Annotated in this window: 22 protein-coding genes; all 22 read left to right on the forward strand. The window is 64.9% G+C overall.

Annotation, left to right across the window (positions count from 1 at the left end; translation table 11 throughout):
* The first annotated feature begins 3 nt into the window (after positions 1-3).
* Complete coding sequence (locus C461_RS03030; RefSeq protein ID WP_049906246.1) at positions 4-1,587, forward strand: anti-CBASS protein Acb1 family protein; 1,584 nt, start codon at positions 4-6, stop codon at positions 1,585-1,587.
* Positions 1,580-2,443 (forward strand): hypothetical protein, encoded by an 864-nt coding sequence (locus C461_RS03035; RefSeq protein WP_007998550.1) that lies wholly within the window; start codon positions 1,580-1,582, stop codon positions 2,441-2,443. Before C461_RS03030 ends, C461_RS03035 begins: the two co-directional genes overlap by 8 nt.
* 87 nt (positions 2,444-2,530) lie before the next feature.
* Positions 2,531-4,042, forward strand: a complete 1,512-nt coding sequence (locus tag C461_RS03040; RefSeq protein ID WP_007998552.1) for a hypothetical protein — start codon at positions 2,531-2,533, stop codon at positions 4,040-4,042.
* A 3-nt stretch (positions 4,043-4,045) separates the two neighbouring features.
* Positions 4,046-4,531 (forward strand): hypothetical protein, encoded by a 486-nt coding sequence (locus C461_RS03045; RefSeq protein ID WP_007998554.1) that lies wholly within the window; start codon positions 4,046-4,048, stop codon positions 4,529-4,531.
* A gap of 2 nt (positions 4,532-4,533) precedes the next feature.
* Positions 4,534-5,700, forward strand: coding sequence for a hypothetical protein (locus C461_RS03050; RefSeq protein WP_007998555.1), 1,167 nt, complete (start codon positions 4,534-4,536; stop codon positions 5,698-5,700).
* Positions 5,701-5,705: 5 nt separating this feature from the next.
* A complete protein-coding gene (locus tag C461_RS15630; RefSeq protein WP_156062180.1) occupies positions 5,706-5,873 on the forward strand; it encodes a hypothetical protein in 168 nt (55 codons plus the stop codon).
* Positions 5,866-6,237 (forward strand): hypothetical protein, encoded by a 372-nt coding sequence (locus C461_RS03055; protein ID WP_007998558.1) that lies wholly within the window; start codon positions 5,866-5,868, stop codon positions 6,235-6,237. The genes C461_RS15630 and C461_RS03055 overlap by 8 nt, the downstream gene beginning before the upstream one ends.
* A gap of 3 nt (positions 6,238-6,240) precedes the next feature.
* Entirely contained in the window at positions 6,241-6,651 is a 411-nt protein-coding gene (locus tag C461_RS03060) for a hypothetical protein (RefSeq protein ID WP_007998560.1), read from the forward strand.
* Positions 6,652-6,653: 2 nt separating this feature from the next.
* Complete coding sequence (locus C461_RS03065; protein WP_007998562.1) at positions 6,654-6,953, forward strand: hypothetical protein; 300 nt, start codon at positions 6,654-6,656, stop codon at positions 6,951-6,953.
* A gap of 235 nt (positions 6,954-7,188) precedes the next feature.
* Positions 7,189-7,617 (forward strand): hypothetical protein, encoded by a 429-nt coding sequence (locus C461_RS03070; protein ID WP_007998564.1) that lies wholly within the window; start codon positions 7,189-7,191, stop codon positions 7,615-7,617.
* Positions 7,617-8,003 (forward strand): HK97 gp10 family phage protein, encoded by a 387-nt coding sequence (locus C461_RS03075; protein ID WP_007998565.1) that lies wholly within the window; start codon positions 7,617-7,619, stop codon positions 8,001-8,003. Before C461_RS03070 ends, C461_RS03075 begins: the two co-directional genes overlap by 1 nt.
* Positions 8,000-8,515: a hypothetical protein gene (locus C461_RS03080; protein WP_007998567.1), complete on the forward strand. Its 516-nt coding sequence runs from the start codon at positions 8,000-8,002 to the stop codon at positions 8,513-8,515. Before C461_RS03075 ends, C461_RS03080 begins: the two co-directional genes overlap by 4 nt.
* Positions 8,516-8,556: 41 nt before the next feature.
* Complete coding sequence (locus C461_RS03085) at positions 8,557-9,057, forward strand: hypothetical protein (protein ID WP_007998569.1); 501 nt, start codon at positions 8,557-8,559, stop codon at positions 9,055-9,057.
* 2 nt (positions 9,058-9,059) lie between these two features.
* On the forward strand, positions 9,060-9,680 hold the full coding sequence (locus C461_RS03090) for a hypothetical protein (RefSeq protein WP_152418299.1): 621 nt from the start codon (positions 9,060-9,062) through the stop codon (positions 9,678-9,680).
* Positions 9,681-9,866: 186 nt separating this feature from the next.
* The gene (locus C461_RS03095) at positions 9,867-10,118 is read left to right on the forward strand and encodes a hypothetical protein (RefSeq protein ID WP_007998573.1); all 252 of its coding nucleotides are present in this window, start codon (positions 9,867-9,869) and stop codon (positions 10,116-10,118) included.
* 30 nt (positions 10,119-10,148) lie between these two features.
* Entirely contained in the window at positions 10,149-12,395 is a 2,247-nt protein-coding gene (locus C461_RS03100) for a phage tail tape measure protein (protein ID WP_007998575.1), read from the forward strand.
* A 29-nt stretch (positions 12,396-12,424) separates the two neighbouring features.
* Entirely contained in the window at positions 12,425-13,603 is a 1,179-nt protein-coding gene (locus C461_RS03105) for a hypothetical protein (RefSeq protein WP_239639084.1), read from the forward strand.
* The gene (locus C461_RS16145; protein ID WP_080506240.1) at positions 13,604-15,322 is read left to right on the forward strand and encodes a fibronectin type III domain-containing protein; all 1,719 of its coding nucleotides are present in this window, start codon (positions 13,604-13,606) and stop codon (positions 15,320-15,322) included.
* A complete protein-coding gene (locus C461_RS03120; protein WP_007998583.1) occupies positions 15,323-18,094 on the forward strand; it encodes a hypothetical protein in 2,772 nt (923 codons plus the stop codon). It abuts the gene before it with no gap.
* 326 nt (positions 18,095-18,420) lie between these two features.
* Entirely contained in the window at positions 18,421-19,119 is a 699-nt protein-coding gene (locus C461_RS03125; RefSeq protein WP_007998585.1) for a hypothetical protein, read from the forward strand.
* A 601-nt stretch (positions 19,120-19,720) separates the two neighbouring features.
* A complete protein-coding gene (locus tag C461_RS03130) occupies positions 19,721-20,275 on the forward strand; it encodes a homing endonuclease associated repeat-containing protein (RefSeq protein ID WP_007998586.1) in 555 nt (184 codons plus the stop codon).
* A gap of 475 nt (positions 20,276-20,750) precedes the next feature.
* A partial coding sequence (locus C461_RS03135) for a DUF7827 domain-containing protein (RefSeq protein WP_152418301.1) occupies positions 20,751-23,275 on the forward strand: 2,525 nt, incomplete at its 3' end.

The raw sequence follows: 23,275 nt of genomic DNA on the forward strand, positions 1-23,275 counted from the left end.
ACCATGACTGACACAGACGACACTGACGAGAGTATCGACGCTGGCGCCGGCGACGTCGACCGGACCACCGAGGCGACGGGCGACGCCCAGGCAGAGGCGCAGGCCAGAGAGGACGAGCTGCTCGCCGCGGCGCAAGTCGACATGGCGATGCGGCAGGTCCTCCAGGACCAGCTCGGCGCGAGCATCGACGCCGAGGGGATCAACGACTACTACGACATCTTCGACTGGGACCCGAACCCGACGGCGACGCACTACTACGCGATGGCGCTGCGGAACCCGTACGCCTTCGCCGTCACGTTCCTCCCGCCGATGACGACGTGGCGCGACCCGCCGCGAATCGTCGACGACGTCGAGAACGAGGACAGCCAGACCGACTTCGAGGAAGACGTCGAGACGCACGTCCGCGAGCACGACTTGTGGAGCTACGCCACGCGGGCGGACATGCTCGCCGGCATCGGGACGTTCGGCATCCTCGTCTTGGAGTTCGACGACGTCGACCAGAACGCGGTCGGCGACGGTGAGAAAAGCCAAGGCTTCGGCAGCGAGGTGGGCAACCCGCAGCAACTGCAGGGGCTCCGGCCGTACTCGCGTGAATCGATCGACAACGTCCGCCTCGGAGGCCCCGGGAGCGGTCGGTGGGGACAGCCGATCGAGTACCAGATCGACCTGGGCGACGAGAACGACGAGGAGTTCGGGATCGAACAAGGCGGCCCGGACACGATGTGGGTGCACCACTCGCGCGTCATCCACATCCACTCCGACCAGCTGCTCGACGACGAACTCCGCGGCATCCCGCGCCAGCAACCCGTGTACAACAACCTCGTCGACATCGAGAAGACGCTGGGGAGCGCCGGCACGCTCGCGTACCGCGCCAGCGCATGGGGCATCAACATCAACATCTCGAAGGACTACAAGCTGGATGAAGACGCCGGCGACAAGCTCCAAGAGCATCTCGCCCGGTGGCAGTCCGGCCTCGAGAACGTCCTCCGAACGCACGGCGCCGACGACGTCCAGAGTCTCGGCGGCGAGGACATCAACCCGCAGCCGGTGATCGACCCGAACGTCGAGGCGATCTCCGCACAGACGGGGATCCCGCAGTCGGTGCTGAAGGGCAACGAGACAGGGGAGCGCTCCACGACGCAGGACCTCAAGGAGTGGTACGGGAAGATTGGGGAGCGCCGGCAGGAGTTCGTCACGCCGACGATCGTTCGCGCGCTGATCGACCGTCTCGTCGAGTACGGCATCGTCTCGGCGCCGTCGAATGGGCCTGGTGCGTACTCGGTGGAGTGGACGCCGCTCCACGAGCTGAGCGAGAAGGACCAGGCCGACATCCAGCACACCCGAGCGCAGGCGCTCAACGAGTGGACCGGCGGGATGCCCGAGGCGATGCTCACTCGCCAGCAGCAGGCCGACTACATCGAGGACGGCATCCTTCCGAGCGAGTTCGATGAGGTGCCCGACGACGTTGAGGCGCTCGAAGAGGCATCCGCCGCTGCCGACGGCGTTCGCGACGTCGAGGAGATGACCGCGGAGTACGGCGCCGGCGAGGAGGCCGTCGCCGATGGGGGCGAGGTGGACGATGAGTAGCACCCACGCCCACAACCACACCCACCAGCTGACGGCCGCGGAGTACGCCCTCGACGAGCCGGGCCGTGTCGACCCGACGTCGACGACGTCGATCCAGCGCTCGCTCGCCCGGTTCCTCCGCGGTCGGATCGGGCACCTCAACGCGGACGTCCGCCAGCTGCTCGTCGAGGAGGATGCGCTCGGGCTCGGCGACGGCGTCGGCGGGCGATGGGCCGACCTCTCCGCGGCGGAGACGGCACGGCGCTTCGACGACTGGATCCAGCAGGCGATCCGGGTGGAGGTCCTCGACCCGATCGAGGTGCGGCAGGTCCGCGATTGGTTCGAGCGAGCGAGCCGACAGGCGCTCCGCACGGCCAACGGCGAGCTTCGGTCGTTCGACGTCGACCCGGATCCCGTCGACGACGTCATCCAGCAGGACGCCGTCCAGGAACAGATTGACCTGCAGCAGGAAGACACCCGACAGCGCGTCGAGTCGTGGATGGACGACTACGCGACCGACACGCGCTCGCTCGTGACCGCCGGCGTCGGCGGCGAGATCTCGAGGTCGCAACTGATGCGCGACATCTCCGAGCGGGCGCAGGTGTACAAGTCGCACGTGACGTCGACGGCGAGCGGCCGTGTCGTCAACCAGTACAACACGACGAAGCTCACCGCATACGACCGAGTCGACACCGAGATCGAACTTGACGTCGAAGCCGAGTTCGAAACGGCCGGCGACGACAGAGTGTGTGAACTCTGCCGGAGTCTCGCAGGCACCTACTCCTTAGAGGAGGCCCAGAACCTCACCATCCCCGATGACACTCACAACCTGTGTCGGTGTCAGTGGGTGGTGACCGACGTCCGGCAGATGTTCTAGCAGCGCTGCCAGGCCGATGACCCCCGTGTGAATCCACGCAAGCGCGTGAGGGGCGAGGACCTGGGCGACTGACCTCTTCAACATGACATGAACAACCACAACCAAGACCTGCGGGTGTCGGCGCGGTCGTGCCGACTCACTGCAGCTGCAGACAGCGACGAGGACGGCCCGCCGTGGCGCTTCGGCGGGATCGCCGTCGCCGCCGGCGACATCCTCCACAACCAACTCGGCGAGCGCGTTCTGTTCACCGCGGACGAGCTCAAGGCCGCCGCCGAGTTGCAGGCTGGCGAACCGCTCACGAAGGACCACCCTGAGGACGAGCAGGGGCGGCCGAAGTACCCGCCGGACGTCGACGAGACGTTCGGGAAGGTCGACAAGGCCGGCTGGGTCGACGACCACGAGGGCGTCGGCTACGAGGCGATCACTCACGACGAGACGATCGCCTCCGGCGTGCAAGCGGGGAGCTACGAGGTGTCCGTGCATCCGTTCTTCAACACCGAGCCGTATGACGGTCCGGAGGCAGACCTGAAGGCCGTCGACATCATGTTCGGCGACCTCTCGGTCGTCTCGAAGGGTGACTCGCCCAGCAACACGGCGCAGTGGGGGCCGAACCAGGCGCTCGCGAACTGGACGGCGACCGCAGACATTGGTTCGGAGCTCACCGCCGCAGCCGACGCCGACGAGGATGCCGACACCCGGTCGCTCGTCACGCGGCTAGCCGAGCGACTCGGGATACTCGACTCGCAGGACCGCCGCGGTGGCGTCTTTCTCCCCGACCAGACGACTGACGGTGAGTCGGTCGGCATCGCTGACGCGAGCTTCGAGGACGCGCCGTGGCTGATCAGCATCCATGCGCCGGGTGAGGAGTACGCCGACGTCGGCGACGGTCTCGGTCCCGAGCTTGGGATGAGCGAGCCCTACGAGCCCGGGGAGTACCCGACTGAGTCTCGGATCAGCCTCGACGAGCCGGTCGAGGAGGACGAGACGCTGTTCGCACTCTTGCGGTATCATGCGGACGGTGAGGTCTCCGAGCCGATCCCCCGGAGCGATGGCGGGCACTACCTCGACTCCGCGTTCGTCGCCGTCGCCCCGGACGGCGTGATGGACGATACGAGCGAGGCGACGGCAGGCGCATCGAGTGACGACGAACCGGCGGAACCCGGCAGCGGCGCGGACACTGACACAGACATGGGAGACAACGACGACACGAACGACGGATCGGACGGCCCTGACGGCGGCGACGCCGGTGGGGACGACACTACTACGCTCGCCAACATGACCGTCGACGAGCTCGGCGACGCGCTTCGTGACCAGGGCTTCGTCACTGAAGACGACGCCGGCGACCTGGTCGACCAGGCGAGCGCCCAGGCCGAGAAGGAGGAGAAGGTCGACGAGATCGTCGCGAAGAGCGACGACTACGACGAGGAGGACCGCGAGGACCTCATGGCGTCGGCTGACCCGCTGATCGACAAGGAGCACAAGCGCGTCCGCGGAGAGACCGCAGCGAGGATGCCGGGTCACGCCGGCGCCGCTGCGTCGCTGACCACGAACGCTGAGTCGGCCGTCGACGAGTACGGCACCGGCGTCAAGGAGGACTAACCGATGATCGCAGCACACCAAAGCATTCTCGCACAGGTGCACAACGAGAACAGCTACCTCGAGGGCGAGGCCGACTCGGCGCTCGACCCCGGCACGGGCGCGGTCGCCTACAAGGACGCCGACGGCAACTGGCACATCCGACAGGCCACCGCCGATGAGGACACCAAGCGGATCGTCCGTGAGCAGCGGAACCCGCCCCGCGGCGGGATGACCGTCACGGACACCGGCGACAGCCCGATCGATGACGGCTACAACGCCGGTGACAACGTCGAGACGGTCGGCTTCCACCGCTACGACCGGGCGCGGCTCCGCGTGTCGCCGAACGCGACCGCAGACCCGACCGACACGCCGGTCGGCTTCGACGCAGATGGACTGATCACTGACGACATCGACGGCGCCGGGGCCACCCCGGCCGCGCCGGTCGGGCGTGGCATCGAGCTGATCGAGCGGGCGACTGAGGACGACCTTCTGGTCGTGGAGTTCTACTGAACATGAGCACGCAGAACGTTTCGAGCCCCTCCGTTTCGGGGCCCAAGGAGTTCGAGTCGAACATCCCGCTGACCGCACAGGCCGCGCTCTACAACCCGCGGCCGGACGTCCGAGAGCAGGCGCTCGCGCAGCTGCGCGCGGAGTCTGCGTTCGATCCGGACATGTGGCAGCAGCTCGACGAGGCGACCGGCGTTACGTCGACTGACAAGAAGAGCCAGCTGCAGGAACTGACCGCGGACTCGACGCTCGTCGTCGACTCGTGGGAGCAGATCACCGACATGGTGCTCGACAGCCAGTTCGTCGAGTCCACGATCGTCGACCAGCTCATCGCCGCCGGCTTCGGCGTTTCTTCGAGCCTGTCGCGGTACGCCTACTTCAACCCGATGAGCAACACCCGGCTCGAAGCCGAGACGGGGATGAACATGCGGACGCAGTCCGAACAGCAGATGACCGGCCTCGGACTGGACGGCGTCCCGCTCCCGCTGCACCAGGTCGAGTACCAGATCGACGCCCGGGAGTACCAGAACGCGCAGGCGTTCGGTGAGGACTTCGACGACTCCGTCGGAACTGAAGCCCGACGAGCGCTCAACCGCTCGGAGGCGAACATGCTCTGGGACGGCTGGGGCGGCGACATCGAGACGCAGCGTGGGCTCGTCTCGGTGGCCGGGCTCGACAGCGACATCGATCAGATCCTCCAGGCGTCCGGATCCGGCGGCTGGGTCGCCGATCCGAACAACATCCTGGAGGACTTCGACGAGCTCCACGACACGGTCGAGAACCAGACCGACGTCGTCGACAAGGACGACGTCCCGCTCGTCTCCGAGGTGGGTGGTTGGGTGCTCGTTCCGCGCGCGATGTGGGGCGAGTACTCCCGTGAGGACTACGAGACCAGCGCGACCGACGAGCCGGTCGCCGAGCGGATCGACCGGAAGTACGACTACCTGAACGTCGTGCCGGCGCCGCGCTTGGACTCGGACAGCCTGATCCTGATGCTGAACGACCCGCGGTACTTCCAGATCGTCAACGCGCAGGGCGTGACGAACACTACGTGGGAGTCCGACGGCGGCGCCGCGCTCAACGCTCGGCTGCTCTCCAGCCGGACGCCGTTCGTGCGCCAGCAGCCGGACGGGATCTCGGGAATCGCCCGGATGACGGGGATCGACGCCTGAACACCATGACTGCAAGTCATGACTTCGGCGAACTCGAACGTGCGGTCTCGCTTCTCAAATCTGGCGGCTACGAGGTGCTTCGAGATGCCCGCCTGCATGAGGAAACAGTGTCTGGTGAGACACAGGCCGTTGCAGATCTGAAGGTGGTTCTCCCGGAGGACAACGATGAGTGACGACACTATCCGCGTTCGCGTTGACCGTGGCGACTACCGTCACGAGCGCGAGCACTACACCCGCGGCGACGAGATCGACGTCGACCCGAAGGTGCTTGAAAAGCACCCGAACTCGCTCACTCGCGTTGAGGAGCTCGACGAGTCTGCGGACGACAGTGGCACGGACGCCACCGACGACAGCGACGACGAGATCGTGGTCGATCCCGATCCGTCGGAGCTGACCGTCCACGAACTCCGCGATCGGATCGCCGACGTCGACGACGCCGACCTCCTGGGCGCGATCAAGGACGCCGAAGAGGAGGGCAAGAACCGGGAGACGGCCACCGACGCCCTCGACGAGCGGATCGCGGAGCTGGAGGGCTAGGCCATGCCCGACTACCGGAGCAGCGTCGACGACGTTCGCGCCGAACTGGAGCGGACGGACTTCCCGACCGCTCAACTGGCGGACGGGCAGATCGAGACGGTCGGGCTTGACCCGGCGCACCTCGTCGTCACCGAAGACCTCGCTGACACGGACCAGTCTGACGACCGCCTCGCGCTGATCGAGCGGTACCTCGCCGGGCACAACATCCTCGCGTCCGGGATCGATGACCTCCGACAGACGACGTCGGAGCAGACCGACCGCGAGCGGAAGTCCTACGCCGGCGAGTTCGGCGAAGCGATGCGGTCGACGACGCTCGGTCAGAAGGCCATCTCGATGGACCAGTCCGGGACGCTCGCCGATGCGGCGAAGCCGACGGCGTCGATCACTGTCCCGGACACGTCTGGAGGACACTGAGCATGGCGGACCGGCCCAGCATCTACCGCGTGACGCGGACGTGTCGCTACGGTGGCGGCGAACTCCGTGGCGCCGGTAAGCTCTGGATCGACCCGCCGACCGGCGCCGTCGACCGGCTCGACCGACACCTGGAGCGCCTCGACGAGGACGGACGCCTCCCGCGTGATGAGCTCGGGACGATGCCGTACACGACGCTCCAGCAACTCGCTGCTGCTGGTGACGTCGACGACGTCAACGGAAACAGCGACGGCGAGGCGATCGTCGACGCCTACGCGCTCACCGAGGAGGGTGACGATGAGTAACGCAGTTCTCGTCGCACTCCTGCTTACGGGGTTCGTGAGTGGGTTCGTGCTGGGGTACACTCGCCGGAGCTCTCAGTCTACCCGTGGCCGTGTCGCGGACACGCCGGATACTGATCCTCGTGGTCGCGATCTGGGGGGAGACGGCGGGTACGGCTTCATCCGGCCGTCAGCGGACGACTCTCCCGATGTGCGCGTTGAACACGTCTGCGGTGGCAAAGCCGAGGAGGACTGACTCATGCGCGGCACACTCACTCATCTCGTCACGGTCGAGCACTACCAGGAGACTGGCGAGACCGTCGACGACGGCGCCGGCGGAACGATCCCGGTCGAGGAGTGGGTCGCGGTCGTCGACGGCGTCCCCGGGCGGTTCGAGCCGGCCGGGCAGGGGTACGTCCGTGAGGACCAGGGCGGTCGCGTCTACTCCACACCGCGTGTCTACCTACCAGCGCGTTCTGCCGGCGAGATGGTCGACACCTCAGATGACGGCGAGCCCGCCGACTACGAGTACGACGTCGCCGTCGACGAAGGCGATGACTGGCGGCTCACGATCGCCGGGATCGCCGGGGCGTTCTCCGTGACTGACGTCGACGTCCACTACGACGGGCCGGAGCGCCCGAGCCACGTCGTCATCGAGGTCGAAAGGATCGACTCGGAGGACAGCTGATGGACACCGACTTCCAGTGGGAACGTGGCTCTGACCCGCCCGTGATGCAGGAGACGCTGGGCGAGTTCATCGACGCGCTCGGCAGCGAGCTCGAAGCCGCGATCGACCGGCTGATGGGCGACGTCCTGCAGACGGTCCAGCGCCTCGTCAACGTCGACACCGGCCAACTCCGCGAATCCTACGAGACAGAGGTTCGTGAGGCGATGGAGTCCGCGCTCGGTCTCGTCATCGAGGGAATCGTCGAGTCCCGGATTCGGTATGCCTCTTTCCAGGAGTTCCTTGACACCGGGAAGCCGCACGTCGCGCCCGCCATCGAGGAGCACCGCAGCGCCCTCGAAGCGGAGGGCACGAAGGCGTGGAACAACGCCATCAAGGAGGTCACATGACGCGGAACCTCGGAAGCGGCCAGCTTCGGAACGCGATCCTTGCGGACCTCCGAAGCCACCAGCCGCTTCTCGACGCGCTCGACACCGCGGACCTAGCGGGCGTCGACGGCCCTGACGACCCGACCGAGCAGGTGTACAGCCAGCAGACCATCCAGGACACCGACTTCCCGGTCGGCGTCGCCATCGGGTTGATGCGCGGCGGTGGTGGGGAGTCGACGTCCTCGTCGACGAGCGCAACGTTCCTCGTTCAAGCCACCGTCGTCGTCCGCCTCGGTTGGCGGCAAGCCGTCGATCAAGACCCGGCGCTCGGACTCTCGGAGTCGTACATGGACGACGTGTTGAGCATCGTCGGCGCCCGCGCGAACATCGCGTTCGGCGTCCCGTACCTCAAACCGAACGGCAGCGCTGGCGGCTCCGAGATGATCGAAGCTGACGATGGCGGTCAGTGGTCGCTCCCAGCGCGATGGAGCGTCACCCGGACGGTCGTCGGTGACGACGGTCCGCGAGCATAGCGCGCTAACCACCCGATTCGATACGACACTACACACTCATCATGAGCGCAGCACCCGCAGACTACGACCCGACAGAAACGCTCTCCGGAGCATGGACCGACGTCTCGCTGGTCCAGGATCCCGGAGCGACCGAAGAGACTGAGACGTTCCTCACGCGAACGGCCGGCGAGATCTCCATCTCGCCGAACACCAACCAGTGGGAGTCCGAGCCGAACGCCTCGCGACACCGGGAGTCCGGTACCGAGCATGTCGATTACGGCGTTGAGATCCCGCTTGATCACGACGCCGAGATCGACCTCGAAGAGTTGGGCGTCGTCGACGACACCTCCAAGGAGCGCATCTTCAACGAGATCCACGACGCCGTTCGGCTCTACGTGTTCAAGAACCGCGAGGATGCCGACGGCGAGGAGGTTATCCAGCGTGAGCTGGCACGCGTCCGCATCGAGGAGACCGAAGAGTCGTTCGCGAGCGGTGACCCCGCGAACGCAACGATCACGCTCCGAGTGATGGGCGAGATCAAACACGAGTTCTCGACCCAGTGACGATGTCTGGAGCAGCAACGCGTGGCTCGACGGATCATCTCGACCGCTTCGAGAATGCTGACGAGGCGCGCGAGTTCGTCGACGAGCGCAAACAGGCACAGCGTGAACGCCAGCAGGAGGCCGTCGAGGTGTACGGCGCCGCCGCCGAACTGTTCGAGAACCGGGTGCTCGACACGGTCGCTATCGAGCGCCACGGCACCGAGATCGAGTTCTACCGACCCGTCGACGCGACCAATGCGGACCTCTCGGCGATTGCGGAGAACCGCCCCGAGCTCGCCGACCGACTCGAACGCGGCAGCGAACACATCGCGACGTTCGAGGCGGCACAACGAGAGGCGCTCCAGGTCATCGGCAGCGCCGGCGACCGAGGCGTCACCGGCGAGGAACTCGAGCAGCTACACGGCGACGCCATGGAGGGCACCGAGACGATCCGGAAGGCGCTCTCGTGTTTTGCCGTCGACGACTCGTTCCGCGACCCGCAGATCTGGACGACCATCTTCCAGGGAGAGGACACCGTCCGTGAGTTGTTCGAGGATTTTTTCACCGAAGGCGATCGGGAAAAGCTGGAAGACAGGCGCGCCGTGTTGCAGAACATGCTTGGGGGCGCCGACTCGACGAACTGAACGTTCTCTGGGGAATCGACCCGCGGGAGTTCTACGCAATGGCTAGCTGGGAGCAGGAGTTCTGGCTCGCCCGGCTGCAGGATCGCCGTGAGAACCCCGGTCAAACACTCGATGAGCGAGGCCAGCAGATGCTGAACGGCTGAGCCTTGCCCGAGCACCTTATTACACTCATGCACACCACCACCCATGGAAACGCAGCCCTGCGGCGACTGCGGCGAACCGATCCCGACAGACGTCCGGAGCTGCCCCGAATGCGGCTTCGCACCGTGGAAGCCACTCCTCGGCCTCGGCGTTCTCGGCGCACCGTGCTCGCTGTGGATCGGGTTCTTCCTGCTCTTCTTGAGCGGGATCCCGCTCCTCGCGTACGTCGTGTGGGGCATCGGCGCCCTGACACTGCTCGCGCTGCCCAGCGCGGTGTTCGCCCGCCCGACAGACTGACGCGGAGACGTCGCCCCCGGAGGTGTCTCGATGGCCGTCGCTGACACTCTCCGCGGGATCATCACTGCGGACGCCTCAGGCGTGGAAAAGGCCGTCAGCGACGCCGATCAGCAACTCGGATCACTGTCTGACCGCGCGGTAGCGACCGGCGAGCGGATGCAGTCGGCCGGCCGCTCGATGACGATGGGGATCTCCGCACCCCTCGCAGCGATGGGTGGGCTCGCCGTCCGGCAGGCAGCCCAATTCGACCAATCGATGCAGCAGTCGATCGCCGTCATGGGCGACGTCGACGAGGCGATGCGCGAGAAACTCGAAGCGACCGCCCGCGAAGTGGCGACAACGACGACGCGCTCTCACCAGGAGGCTGCCGACTCGTTCTACTTCCTCGCGAGCGCCGGCCTCTCTGCCACCGAAGCGATGGAGGCGATGCCGCAGGTCGCCGCGTTCGCGGAAGCCGGACAGATGAACATGGCCGACGCGACCGACGTCGCGACGAACGTGATGTCGGCGTACAACATTGAGGCCGAGAACATGTCGCGGGTGACCGACGTGATGACCGAGACGGTCACCAACCACAACCAGACAATGGAGGGGATGAGCGCCGCCTTCCAGAACGCGGCGCCGGCGGCAGCGTCGATGGGCGTCGAACTCGACGAGCTCGCCGCACTCACCGGGCGGCTCGGCGACGTCGGTATCCAGGGCGCCGAGGCCGGGACCGCACTGAGCAGCATCATGCGGCGGTTCGCGAAACGTTCGGGCGAAGCGGGGCAGGTCCTCGACGAGCTCAACATCCAGACGACCGACGCCCAGGGCAACCTGCTCCCGCTGACGGAGATCTTCGCGCAACTTGAGTCGGAGCAGCTGAGCGCTGCGGAGTCTGCCGCGCTGTTCGGCGAGCAGGCGGCAGCCGGGAACGCACTGTTGAACGCCGGCGCCGAGAACCTCGAAGCATACCGTACAGCGATCGATGACTCCGCCGGGGCGACACAGAGCCTCGCGGAGACACAACGCGAGACGCTGAACGCAGAGCTCCAACAGACGCGCTCGCAACTGAACGACGCCGCGATCACGATCGGCGCCGACGTCATGCCGATGGTGTCGACGCTCGCCGGCCACGTCGGCACGCTCGCTGATCGATTCGGCAACCTCTCCGACCGACAGCAGAAGGTCATCCTCGCAGCCGGAGCACTCGGTGTGGCGCTCCCACCGCTCATCTGGGGGCTCGGCACGCTCGTCACGTCGGCGTCTGCGCTCTCCAGTGCGTACGCCACCCTCGCCGGCGTGAGTCTGAGCACGCTCGTCCCGTCGCTCGGCGCCGTCTCCACCGCAGGGATCGCGACGCAGGTCGCTCTCGGCCCGATCACGGTTCCCATTTGGGCGATCATCGCCGCGATCGGCGCGCTCGTCGGTGCTACCGCTGGCCTGTGGTACGCGTGGGACAACAACGTTCTCGGGATACAGGATACGACCGAGGCAGCGTTCCAACGGATCAAGGGCTGGTTCACGACGGCGCCGGCGTGGATGCTCGTGCTGCTCGGCCCGATCGGGCAACTCTACCTCGCGTGGCGTGAGAACCTCTTCGGCGTGCAGGACGTCGTCGGCACGGTCTTCGACTGGATCGGCGACAAGATCGGCTGGCTCATCGACCGTATCGATTCGCTGCCAGGGATCAACTTCGGCGATGACGACGTCGAGATCGACGAGGGCGCTGTCGAAGCCGAGGGTGCCGCTGCCGGCGAGGCGTACGCGGCGTCGTTCGAGGGAGCGGGCGAGCCCGATGTCGCAGCCATGACGCCCGGCGCCGGGATGGGCGTCGACGCCGGCGAAGAGATCAAAGGCGAGATGACGCCCGCGATCCGCGAGGCGCTCGAAGATGGCGTCGACGGCTACGTCAGCGACCCTGACGACATCGAGGATGCGCCGACGGCCATCAACGGGGCGCTGTTCGACGCGGTCTCCCGACAGCAGGGTGGTGCGACCGCGGAGTCACTCGGTGTCTCCGAAGCGGAGTTCAAGACGCTCATGCAGCGCTTCTCCGGAAGTGATGGGTCGACGTCGTCGACACCGTCGGCCGACCTCGTCGCCGGCGCGAGTACATCTGCGAGTCCCAGCGCTGGCAGCGCCGGGATGAGCACGCAGGAGTTCAAGACCGCGCTTCGAGAGGTGCTCGACGGACTGCGACTCGACACACGACTCGACACCGACCAGCGCGGATTCGAACAGTTCATCGAGGAGATCGTGGATGCCCGGCTCGCTGAAGCCGGGCAGGGGAGGTGACTGAGCACGTGAACATATACACCATTGACTTGCCAGACCGAACCGTCGAGATCGCCCCGCGCTCGGGTGGTCACGAGACAGCGACCGCGGCCGTCCTCGACGAGGGTACCTATGTCGAGTCCACCGGAGTGAGCGCGCAGTCGTTCGACGTCGACGTGACGTTCAACGGCGACCGGCGCGCCACGTGGCACGCGGACGCGCTCGAAACGCTCGGGAACAACCCTGCGATCGGCGTGCTTCCGCTCGGTGGGAGTACCCACGCCGGCGTCGACGGCTACTACGTTGCGAGCTCGACACGCCGTGACCCGCGACTCGCCGAGCCTCCTGGAGCAGACCTCGCAGCGAGTGACGCCACCGAATCGGTGACGCTTACCCTCGAACGAGCCGGGACGCGCAAGCGGCACGTCCTCGCTGTGAAGACCGCACCAAGTCAGCCCGATCCGGGCCATCCGTTTGGAAACGACACCGACGCGATCGTCGGACTCCCAGCCGACGCCCGGCGCGTTCGGATCGTCGACGCGACGAGCTCGCCCACAGAGCGCGAGCGTCCCACTCCCGTCGCGACCGTCGACGCCGAACACGGCGCCGTCGATCTGTTCGACGCGACCGCCGAGGCGATCGACGAGCCGGTGTACCTGTTCGATCTGGACTATGATCTGCAGGGCGACGTCGACCCCGGCGTGTGGGACACGTACGGGCAGGCGGACCGGCTCGACGAGGACGGTGTCGTCTCCTGGGGGCGCGTGTTCGCGACGGCACACGACTTCTCCGGAAGCGTGGTGTGCGAAAACGGGCTGTTGCGAGTGACGATCGACGAACCGACGAACGCAGACGAGACGGCGAGCCTCGACGTCGAGGAGTACGACGCCGACGCCGACGCCTGGACCACAGTCGCGCTCCCGGAGTACTCCGCCGATCTCGACACCGACTGGCAGCCCACCGACGTCGATCTGACGCACATCGGGCAGGCATCCGTCCGCGCACAGGTCGAGTTCGAGGCCGTCGCCGGCGACCAAGAGGGTGACGTCTACGCGCTCGACGTCGAGCTCGAACGCGGGCGCTCCGAGTTGGAGGTGTGGATCCCCGAGAGCGTGGACGAAGCGATTCCTGCAGATCTCAAAACAATGTTAGAGCCAATCGCAGCGACGAACCAGGTGGATAGCGGCGCCGAGCAGGGGCTTGTGGCGAGAGAGGAGGTGAGGTTGTAGATGCCGAGTGAGACGCTCACTGCGGGGCAAGATTTCACGGTTCCGGATGGTATCTTTGAAGCGACGGTAACACTTGAGGGTGAAGCCGGTGAGGATGCAGACGCGTTAGGAGGCGATGGCGGTCGTGTGGTTGGGACGCTGACTCTAACCCCGGGCGAGACACTCTACATACGTCGCTCACTCGGCGGTAACGGATTCTCTGCTGGGGGCGGAGGGGACTCTATTGATATTCGCCAAGGAGGCGAATCACTCTCCGATCGTGTAGCCGTTGCTGCAGGCGGTGGTGGTGGTGGAGAAGGCGACTCAAACGCAGGGGCTGGCGGAGCAGGTGGGGGCGACACAGGTGAGAGTGGCTCTGGCGGCGGCGGCGCCGTATCAGGAGGTCTTGGAGGAGACCAAACATCTGGTGGTAGTGGCGGCCGTGCGCAAGACGGGTCGTTCGGAGATGGCGGCGACGGCGAGGAACGCGATCGTGATGGCGCCGGCGGTGGTGCAGGTTGGTACGGTGGTGGTGGTGGGGACGGTGACGGCGCTAGCTTTCAGGGATATGCTGGCGCAGGTGGCGGCGGCGGATCCAACTACGTCGGCGGACTGGACTCAGTCACCGCCAACGAGCGCGGGACTGGTAACTCACACAACGTCGAGATCGAGTATACAGAACAGCCGCTAGCTCCCAACAACACCGAACAGTCCGTCGACGGCGACGAAAGCATCGGCGTCACGTGGAGCGAAGATACTAGCGGCGGAGCTTCGGAAGACTATGACGTTCAACTCAGTATCGACGGAGGATCGTTCACACAGATCACGAACACTTCCAACACGTCATACACCTACGCTGCGACGCCGTCCGACAACAACCACCGCTTCCGTGTCCGGGCGAATAACTCTGGAGGTTCGTCTGATTGGTCGTACACCGAGGCCGTCGACACAGATCCGACGAATCTCGTCACCACCGGCACTGCCCAATCAGAAATCTCGCTCGCGTGGGACGGTGTCCGAGACGCGACCGGGTACGAGGTGCTCCGCGCGGAGTCGTCAGGGTCAGACCCAGCCGACTACACGGCTGTCGCCACGCCGAGTGCGTCGCTGTATACAGACACCGACCTCGAAGATGGCGAGCAGTACTACTACCGTGTCAGGGCGATCTACTCCGGCACGCCGTCGCAGCCAACCGGAGAAGTCGACGCGACGACGCCGCTCCCGTCGCCGACGATCGACACCCTCGACACGACCACCGCACGCGAGATCTCCGTCGAGTACACCCTCCCCGACGACTCCACCGATGGCGACCTCACCATCGAGCGCTCCGAGGACGACGGCGCGACGTGGACCACGATCGCGACCGTCACGGATCTCTCAGCGACAACGTACACGGACACGGGTCTGCTCGACGGCGAGGAGTACACTTACCGACTCACGCGTGATACGGGCGATGCGAGCGCTGAGTCAATCGATTCCGCGATAACCGATCTCCCTGCGCCAACTGTCCTCGCCCCTGATGCGGCTGGAGACACGCATCTCGGCGTCTCGTGGGACGCAACACACAACAACGGCGACACGCGCGTCGAGTATCGCGAAGACGATAGCGGTGACTGGGTGACCCACACAACCGTTGCACGCGATACGGAGCAGGCGACGGTCGACGGCCTGCTCAACGGCCAGTTGTATGGCATCCGCGTCGTCGCTGAGACTGACCACGCAGAGTCGGAGGACCAGTAAATGCCTATCCAAATCACTACCACGCTCCCTGACGAGGACCAGCCCGTCCTCGGGAACGGCGTCGAGGACGAGGTCGCCGTCGACCGCGAGAGCGCCCCCACCAACTACGGCGACGTCCGCATCCAGATCCGCGAGACGGGCCAATCCGCGTGGGACGCCTCGGCAGAGGGGTTCGGCGAGTTCGTCGGCGCCTACGACACACTCTCGATGGAGTTCGTCGGCAGACTCGATGGGGAAGAGTACGAGGTTCGTGCCCGCACGGAGACCGAGCACGTCACCGGTGCGTGGACCGAGCCCGTCGCGATCACGACGAAGTTCCCGGGCGTCACCGAGCTCACGGCGACGGCGATCTCCGAGACGGAGGTCGAACTGGAGTGGATCGATAACGCCGACAACGAGTCCGGGCAGGAAGTCATCCGCGAGCGGCGCGTCAACGACGGGTGGTGGCCCGAGCGCATCGTCGAGGACGTCGGCCCGAACACCGAGTCGTTCGTCGACGACACGGCACCGTCGGACACCGAGCTACGCTACCGTATTCGCGCCTATACGCCGTACGCTGAAGGGGTGTCGAACACGGACACAGCGACGACCGACGACCTCGGGATCCCACGCCGGCGCATCCCGGCATCGGGGTGGCGCGTCGAGATCGAGCACCCGGACCAAGACGCCCCGCTCACGCCGACCGTGCTTGAGGGCGCCACCCCGAAGGCGATCCTCAACGACTTTCCGCGCGTCGAGATCCCGGTGCCCGAATCCGGGCGCTGGGACGACGACACGCTCGAACGCGCGGAGATGCGCGTCTGGAAGGACGGCGAGCGCCTACCGATCGAGCGGTTCGAGCGGCCGGTCCGCGAACCTGGACGGGTCGTCCTCCACGGCCGCGGTGGGATCGAACTCGACAAAGACGTCGAGTTCGACGTCGGCCAGATCGAGGACGTCGACGACGTGGTTCGCGAGCTGCTCGACACGGAGACGCCGTACGCCAAGACCGTCGACGACCCGGCGGCCGACGTTCGCGGAGACGTGTCGGTGCTGACTGCGGACACGACGACGACGTACCAGAGTGCATTCGCCGAGATTGACGCGATCACGGGAAACGATGTCCCGGTGGAACTGCTACTCAACCCGTCGCGGATCGCCACGGCGCCCATCGCATGGCTGCAGTCGAGCGATGAAGCGGTCGAGACGCCGCAACTCGCACGCATCGACGAACCGGATACATACTGGCGGGGGCGAGCACACCGCCTCGAACAGAGTGGCGACGCCCTGGAGTGGGACTTCGACGTCCGGCACGCCGTGGACGCCGGCAACGTTGCACTACGAATCCGCAAAGAGCAGCCTGTCGCCGATGAAAACCCCGGCGTCAGGTTCTATCTTGACGGTACCGAGATCGGGACGTACCCTGTCGACCTGGAAGGATCGACGAGCGAGGGGGCGCCAGAGTGGTTCGACCTAGAGATAACGAGTACCGTCACGGACGACCTCGACGCCGGCACGCACACACTCCGCGTCGAAGTGATTGATGAGTCGGCGAGCTCTGACGGCGAGTGGATCGTCGACGGGTTCGGCGCCGGCGACGACGCGTACCCAGTCGATTGGTCACTCGGCAGTGGTGCCTCGGCGATCGTCGACGGCGTCATCCAAGGCCCGCCGATCTACCCCGACAGCGTCCAGATCACGACCGAGATCCAGTCCACCATCGAGCAGGTGATCGGCGGGCGGTTCACCGTCGACGCGAACAACACTGCCGGGCAGTTCGCCGTCGAGATCAGCAACGATGGCGGCGAGACGTGGGTTTCGGCATCGAACACAGAGGAGGTGGAGGGCGCGTTCGCGAGCGGCACGACACAGCTGCAGGGACGGGTCACGCTCTCGCGGTTCGACGAGGATGCGACCACGTCGCCCGCGGTCGGTGACGGTCGCCAGGAGATCTCGGGTGTGGACCTGTTCGCCGATCTCGATACGACGCCCTTCGCACAGGGGTCGGCGTACGACGGGACAGTGATGGAGGTCCTCCAGCAGCTGGCCGATACGCACGGTTTCATCTTCGAGTTAGCGTGGGACGACACCGCCGAGACGATCTCCGTCGAGTGGACCCAGCCCGGCCAACGGCAGGCGACGACGTCGGCGCCGGTGCTCGACTACCAAACTGAGACCGACTCCGAGACTGTCGTCGAGAAGACGATCGTCTACGGCCGGTCGCGACGCGTTCGCGATCAAGAGGTTGAGCTCCCGCCGGACGGCCTGGCCGATATCGGTGACGACTACATCCAGCCCGGGACTGAGCGGGTGGCTGACCCCGACACGGGCGAGGTGTACACCATCGGCGACGACTACGAGATCCTCTTCAACGAGGGCGTGATCGGTGTTGTCGACGGCGGCGCGCTCGACGGCGGAGCCACGGTGATCATGGACTTCGAGACGCGGATCGCCGCCGAGTACGAGCTCCCCAGTGCTGATGGCTCGGGAGACACGATCCGCGAGACGGTCGAGTCGGCGTCGACGCGCCAGCTCGCTTCGCAGGCAGCCATCGCGATCACGACGCGGCTCTCGGAGCCGCAGCGCGGCGCACGGGTGACGCTTGATCGAGAGCGTGGGTTCGGCCTCGTCGGCGCGCTCGACATTGAGGACGTGCCTGCAGGGCCGCAGGTGGTTCGAGAGATCGAAGGTGCCGAGCGCGAGGTTGATGTGCGGCTCGGGGATCGTCTGTCGGCCAGAGAGGTTATCGACGACGTCCGCCAGCGTGTGGAGAGTGTGGCGCGGCGGCTGTAGAGACTACACTGATGATCGTCCGGCGGGCGCGACGGGCGTGAGGCACCACACGCGCTCACCCATTCCCAACGCTACGACTCACCAGTAGCTACGTTCGTTGAGAACGCGACGCCGGGGATGGCGGCCCGGGTCGCGTGAATCTGCCCCCGTCTGACAAAGGGCAGGCACGGTCGACGTCGACAGAGGGCAGATCGAAGGGAGAGAAACGGGCCCGGTAGTGGGGGGAGAGAGCCCGTTTCCAGCAGGAACCAACAGTCCCTGTTGACTAATCACGAGTCAATCAGTGAATAGGTTTTGGTTCTGTCCCAGTTCGTCAATTACTACCAATGTTACTCCACGTTTCCAACACGCTGAGACGCATCGCTACCGATCCGATCGCCACAGCCGACGTCTGGGGGCCGATCGTCGTCCCACTCTTCGCGCTCCTGGCGCTGCTCGCCGCCCAGCAGTACGTCGGCCGGTGGCCCGACCTATGGCGCTTCCGGCGGGCCGTGCTCCCGATCGTGGACCGACTCGCCGATGGCGAGTACGATGACGAGCTCGACGTCGTCGACGAGCACGTCGGCGTCGACCTCGAGGCCGCAGCCGACCAACTCCCGGAGAAGACCGGGATGCCATTGCAGGCGAGCGAGTTCGTCGGCGTCCTTGACGCGCCGCCCGCCGTCGTTCGCGAGGAGCTCCGGTCGATGCCGAGAGTGTGGCCAAACACGCTCGCGTCGATCCAGTTTGAGGCCGTCGACGGCTCGCGGGTGTGGGAGGTCGGTAGCTACGCCTACCGACCCGAGGGCTTTCTCGGCGAGTGGCAGTATCACGTCCGTCTCACGCCTGCCGACGGCGGTCAGAAGACACGGCTGTGGGCGCACTACGAGCTGTCCGCTCTTCGGTACCCTGTGCGACACTACGACGGGGAGGGCTGGTCGAGCGAGGAAGGCGTCCACGAGATCGTGGCGCTGTTCGCGAGCGACAACCGGTTCGATCCGAGCGATCGGGCGGTCGCGCTGATCGGCGACGTCGTCGAGGCGTGACTCCTTCTACGGACGGATCGGATTAACCCTCCCATGTCACCTGCCATTTTCCCGAGGGTTTATCCAGTCATGTCGATGAGACGAATGTATGAATGGGAAAGGAAAGGCTGCCGCTGCCGTAGGTTCCGTAGGTGTCGTAGGTGGTGGGGCTGTGATAGCCTCGGAAGAGGCGCGGGAGAAGGCTGCTAGTGTGTCCCCAGTCGGGGGTGACGATGGCGGGAGCAGTTCGACCACGTCGAGTGGATCGACCTCCGATGGAGGTGGCGAGACGGCTGCTGAGATCGCCGCTGATCCAACAGTCACGGAGTCGGTGGGCTCGTTCCTCACGTCACCTGAAGGGATTGTAATTGTCCTCGCAGTATGCCTCGTTGCCGTGCTTGTCCTGAGTGCTCAGTCGGACGAGTAGGTCAGAGGTCTGAGCAGGAAGTGCCTATTTGTCGGGATAAACTCAGTAATCTCGGAATCTGGAGGGCCACTCGTTAAGGTTGAGATTGTCGACATCCTCCTCTCGCAGTAACAGCTTCCGTTTCGAGTCACCCCAGCGACGGCCACGCCGGCTTCCTCCCGAACACTCATACTGGCGGCCACACGTTCCACGAGTATGCCGTACAGCGACGGGGATCTCCTCGCAGAGATTCGGCGTGTTGCCGACGTCGTCGACGCCGAGGACGGACCGACCCTCCAGCAGTTCAAAGACCACGGCGAGATCGCACACACCACGGTGACGCGTCGATTCGGCTCGTGGAACGACGCCGTCGAGCGCGCGGGATTCGACTCACGCCCACCAGAACCCGAGATCCCGGCGGCCGACCTCCTCGACGAGCTCCACCGACTCAGTGATGAGCTCGGTGAGCGGCCCACGGTCACAACGATGAACGAGCACGGCGAGTACTGGGCGTCGACGTACAAGCGCCGATTCGGGACGTGGAACGACGGGCTTGAGGCGGCGGGGTTCGAGCCGACACCGCCGCGAACCGAAGAGCGAATCACGGACGACGAGCTGCTCGCCGAACTCAAACGGCTCGCCGGCAGCGACGGCCGGCCGCCGACGTTCCAACAGATGTCTGAAGAGGGCGCGTACGCGGCGCGCACGTACGTGAACCGATTCGGATCGTGGAACGCGGCGATCGACGCAGCGTTCAACGACGTCGCGTGATCACGCTGGGAGTGAGAAGCGGAGATCCGATAGCGAGCGCGGTAGCTCACGAGTGTGAAAACCAGAAGGGCAACGCGAGTCCCCTACCCAGAGAACAAGTGCGTCGCCCCTCAGCGGGCCCATATGAATACACTCCGGCAAGCGCTGTAAGCGTTGCGGCTCGGTCGCGAGAGAACGTGTCGGGTAGTATGAAGTTCCAGGAGAAGTCTGGTGAATCGTACGATTCGAGAACGGGCGCCTGACGAGCGTATGCCGCCGTTTGGTAGGTTTTCACACGCTCGGTGATAGACACAAAGTATTTACCAGAACCGATGCGTGTTATGGATGCAGTACCCCTATCCGATCCGATGCAACGCGTGGTACGTAACTATCCACAGCCGAGTCCGGTTGCGCCCTCGACGCAGTGTAGGTCGATGACGGTCGGGCGAGAGGCGACGGAGAAAGCTGCCAGCGCGACGCAGACCAGAAACTAACAATGACAAACGAAACAAACTATCGCACGAAGGCCAACGCGGTCTTCTTTGCGGCTATCATGGTCGTCTCCATGGTTGCAGTCGGCTTTGCGGCAGCACCTGCTGCTGCAGCCGGCTCCGACGAAGTGACGATCTCTTACGACGCTCCTACTGACGGAGCGACGATCATTACAGGCGCATCGCCAGATCCTCAAGTAACCGTCTCTGTTGACTCCGACGCTTCGGAGAACTTCAATTCCAGCAATGTTGGTGGAGATAACCTCTCCTTCATCGTTGATGGAACTGGAGTCGTTGAGACGATTGATATTACCGGAGATAACATCACGCCCGGAGATAGCCAGACGTACACCTTCGATGGTGGCGACGCGTCCACGGCTATCAGCGGTCTGGATGCAGGCAGTTACGAACACCAAGTGGCAGTCACTGATTCCAACGGAGACATCGTCTCCGACAGCAACGGTGAGTACACGTCTGGTCTCATCACGCTGAATGTTGTAGACGAAGGCTACTCGCCTGACAACCCGTTCCAGGGCCAGGAAGTGACCTTCACGAATGATACGATCGACGCTGGTGAGGAGTACGACCTGCGCCGTGTGACTGCCTCCGAGGGCGGAGAGGTCACCAACAGCCAGTTCGTTGACACCCTCGTTGCTGACGAGGACGACAGCGTCACCATCGACACGGAAGGTCTCGAAGCTAACGACTACTTCGTGCGCGGTGGCTCTCTCGAAACCCAGCCGAGCCTGTCGGACACCTTCGAAGTTCGTGTCCAGACGCTCACCACGGAGTTCGAAGACGACACTGTTGAGGACGACGAAACCACGAACCTCGAAATCGACTCCAACCGCGGCGAGTACTCGCTTAACGTGAGCGCCGACGGCGACCTCGACGACGAGGAGCTCGAAGCGATCTTCAACACGACCGGCGACTTCACGGTCGAGAATCCTGAAGACGACGACGACGAGATCACTCTCGTTGACGTTCAGGATAGCGACGAACTCGAAACGAACTTCACTGACATCGACACGGGCGAATACGAATTCACCTTCGAGTCGGTTGACACTGACGCCGAGGACACCGCTTCGATCGAAGTGGTCGCAGCAGGTGAAGGCGGCGTTGAATTCGCAGAGAGTTCCTACGATGTCTCGCAGGGCGACATCGCTGAGATTACTGTCGAACTCGAAGACACCCAGAACGGCTACGTCGTGATTGGTGACGCCGAGGACGACAACTACCAGGCAAACATCTCCATCACTGACGGCGTCGACGATGCAGATGACGCCGACGGTGAAGTGACGATCCTGTTCAACACATACACCGCTGGCGACGATGATACCTCAGTCACCATCGTCGAAGCGGAGGACGAAGATGACGAGGCCGTTCTCGAGGACCAGGATAGCGATGCTCAGTCGCTTGAGCAGATGCTCGACACTGGTGACTACGAGATCATCTCCGCGGCACAGGACAACCCTGAAGACGCCTTCGACAACGAGGACGACGTCTCGTCGCTCCTCATCGAAGAGCGCACGCCGGCCGAGATGAACCTGTGGCGCACCACTGGTGACGCACAGGACGACCTCGCCGATGCGCTCGACGATGACGACGAAGACGCTGTCGAAGCAGTGAACACAGCGGTCGAAGATGGTGCGGTCACCGAGACCGACACGATCGCGATCGACGCTGAAGACAACAGTCGCAGCGACATTCTCGTCCACCAGATCACCGCTGGCGGTCTGGAGGGCGTCCTCTCGTCCACTGATGGCGAGACTGCGACCGAACAGCTCTACGAGGCAATCGCTAACGTCGACTCCGGTGCTGACGGCGACAACGCGACGAGCCTCGTCCTTGAAGAGCAGAACCCCGGCCGGAACGCCGACCCGAAGACGGTCGATGTCAGCGCTCTGAGTGACACCGAATTCGAGGACGCGTTCACGGTCGTCTACGACGACGAAACGAGCAACTACTACGTCCTCCTCGATGTCGACGAGCTGCCCGAGAGCCAGCTCGAGAAGTTCGAGGATGGTGACGAGTACGAAGTTGAGTTCACCGTTCAGGACGAGCGCCTGCTGCAGGGCTCGGGCGATGAATTCGAAGATGACGAGCACGAAGACGCGTACGAATCGGCAAACGGCTCCTTCGACGTTGAAGAGGCCGAGGCCGACTTCGACGTGAACAACGACGACGAGATCGAAGCGACGGCCACGGAGGACGCAACTGTGACGGGTACGGCGAACGTTGCCCCGAGCACGGAATTCTCTGTCCGCCTGCGCTCGACCGACGACACGTCGCCGCGCTTCACGCTCACTGACGACGAAGTGACCCTCAACGACGACGGTACGTTCGAGGCGTCCTTCGACCTGAGCGACCAGGCTGCGAACGACACCTTCGAAGCTACGTTCCGTCAGGCTGCCTTCGACGACCAGGACGCCGTTGACGGCGTCATCGTCGAGGACACCACGGACGACGACTCCACGGACGACGACTCCACGGACGACGACTCCACGGATGACGACTCCACGGACGATGA

Source organism: Halorubrum aidingense JCM 13560 (genome assembly GCF_000336995.1).
Lineage (GTDB): Archaea > Halobacteriota > Halobacteria > Halobacteriales > Haloferacaceae > Halorubrum > Halorubrum aidingense.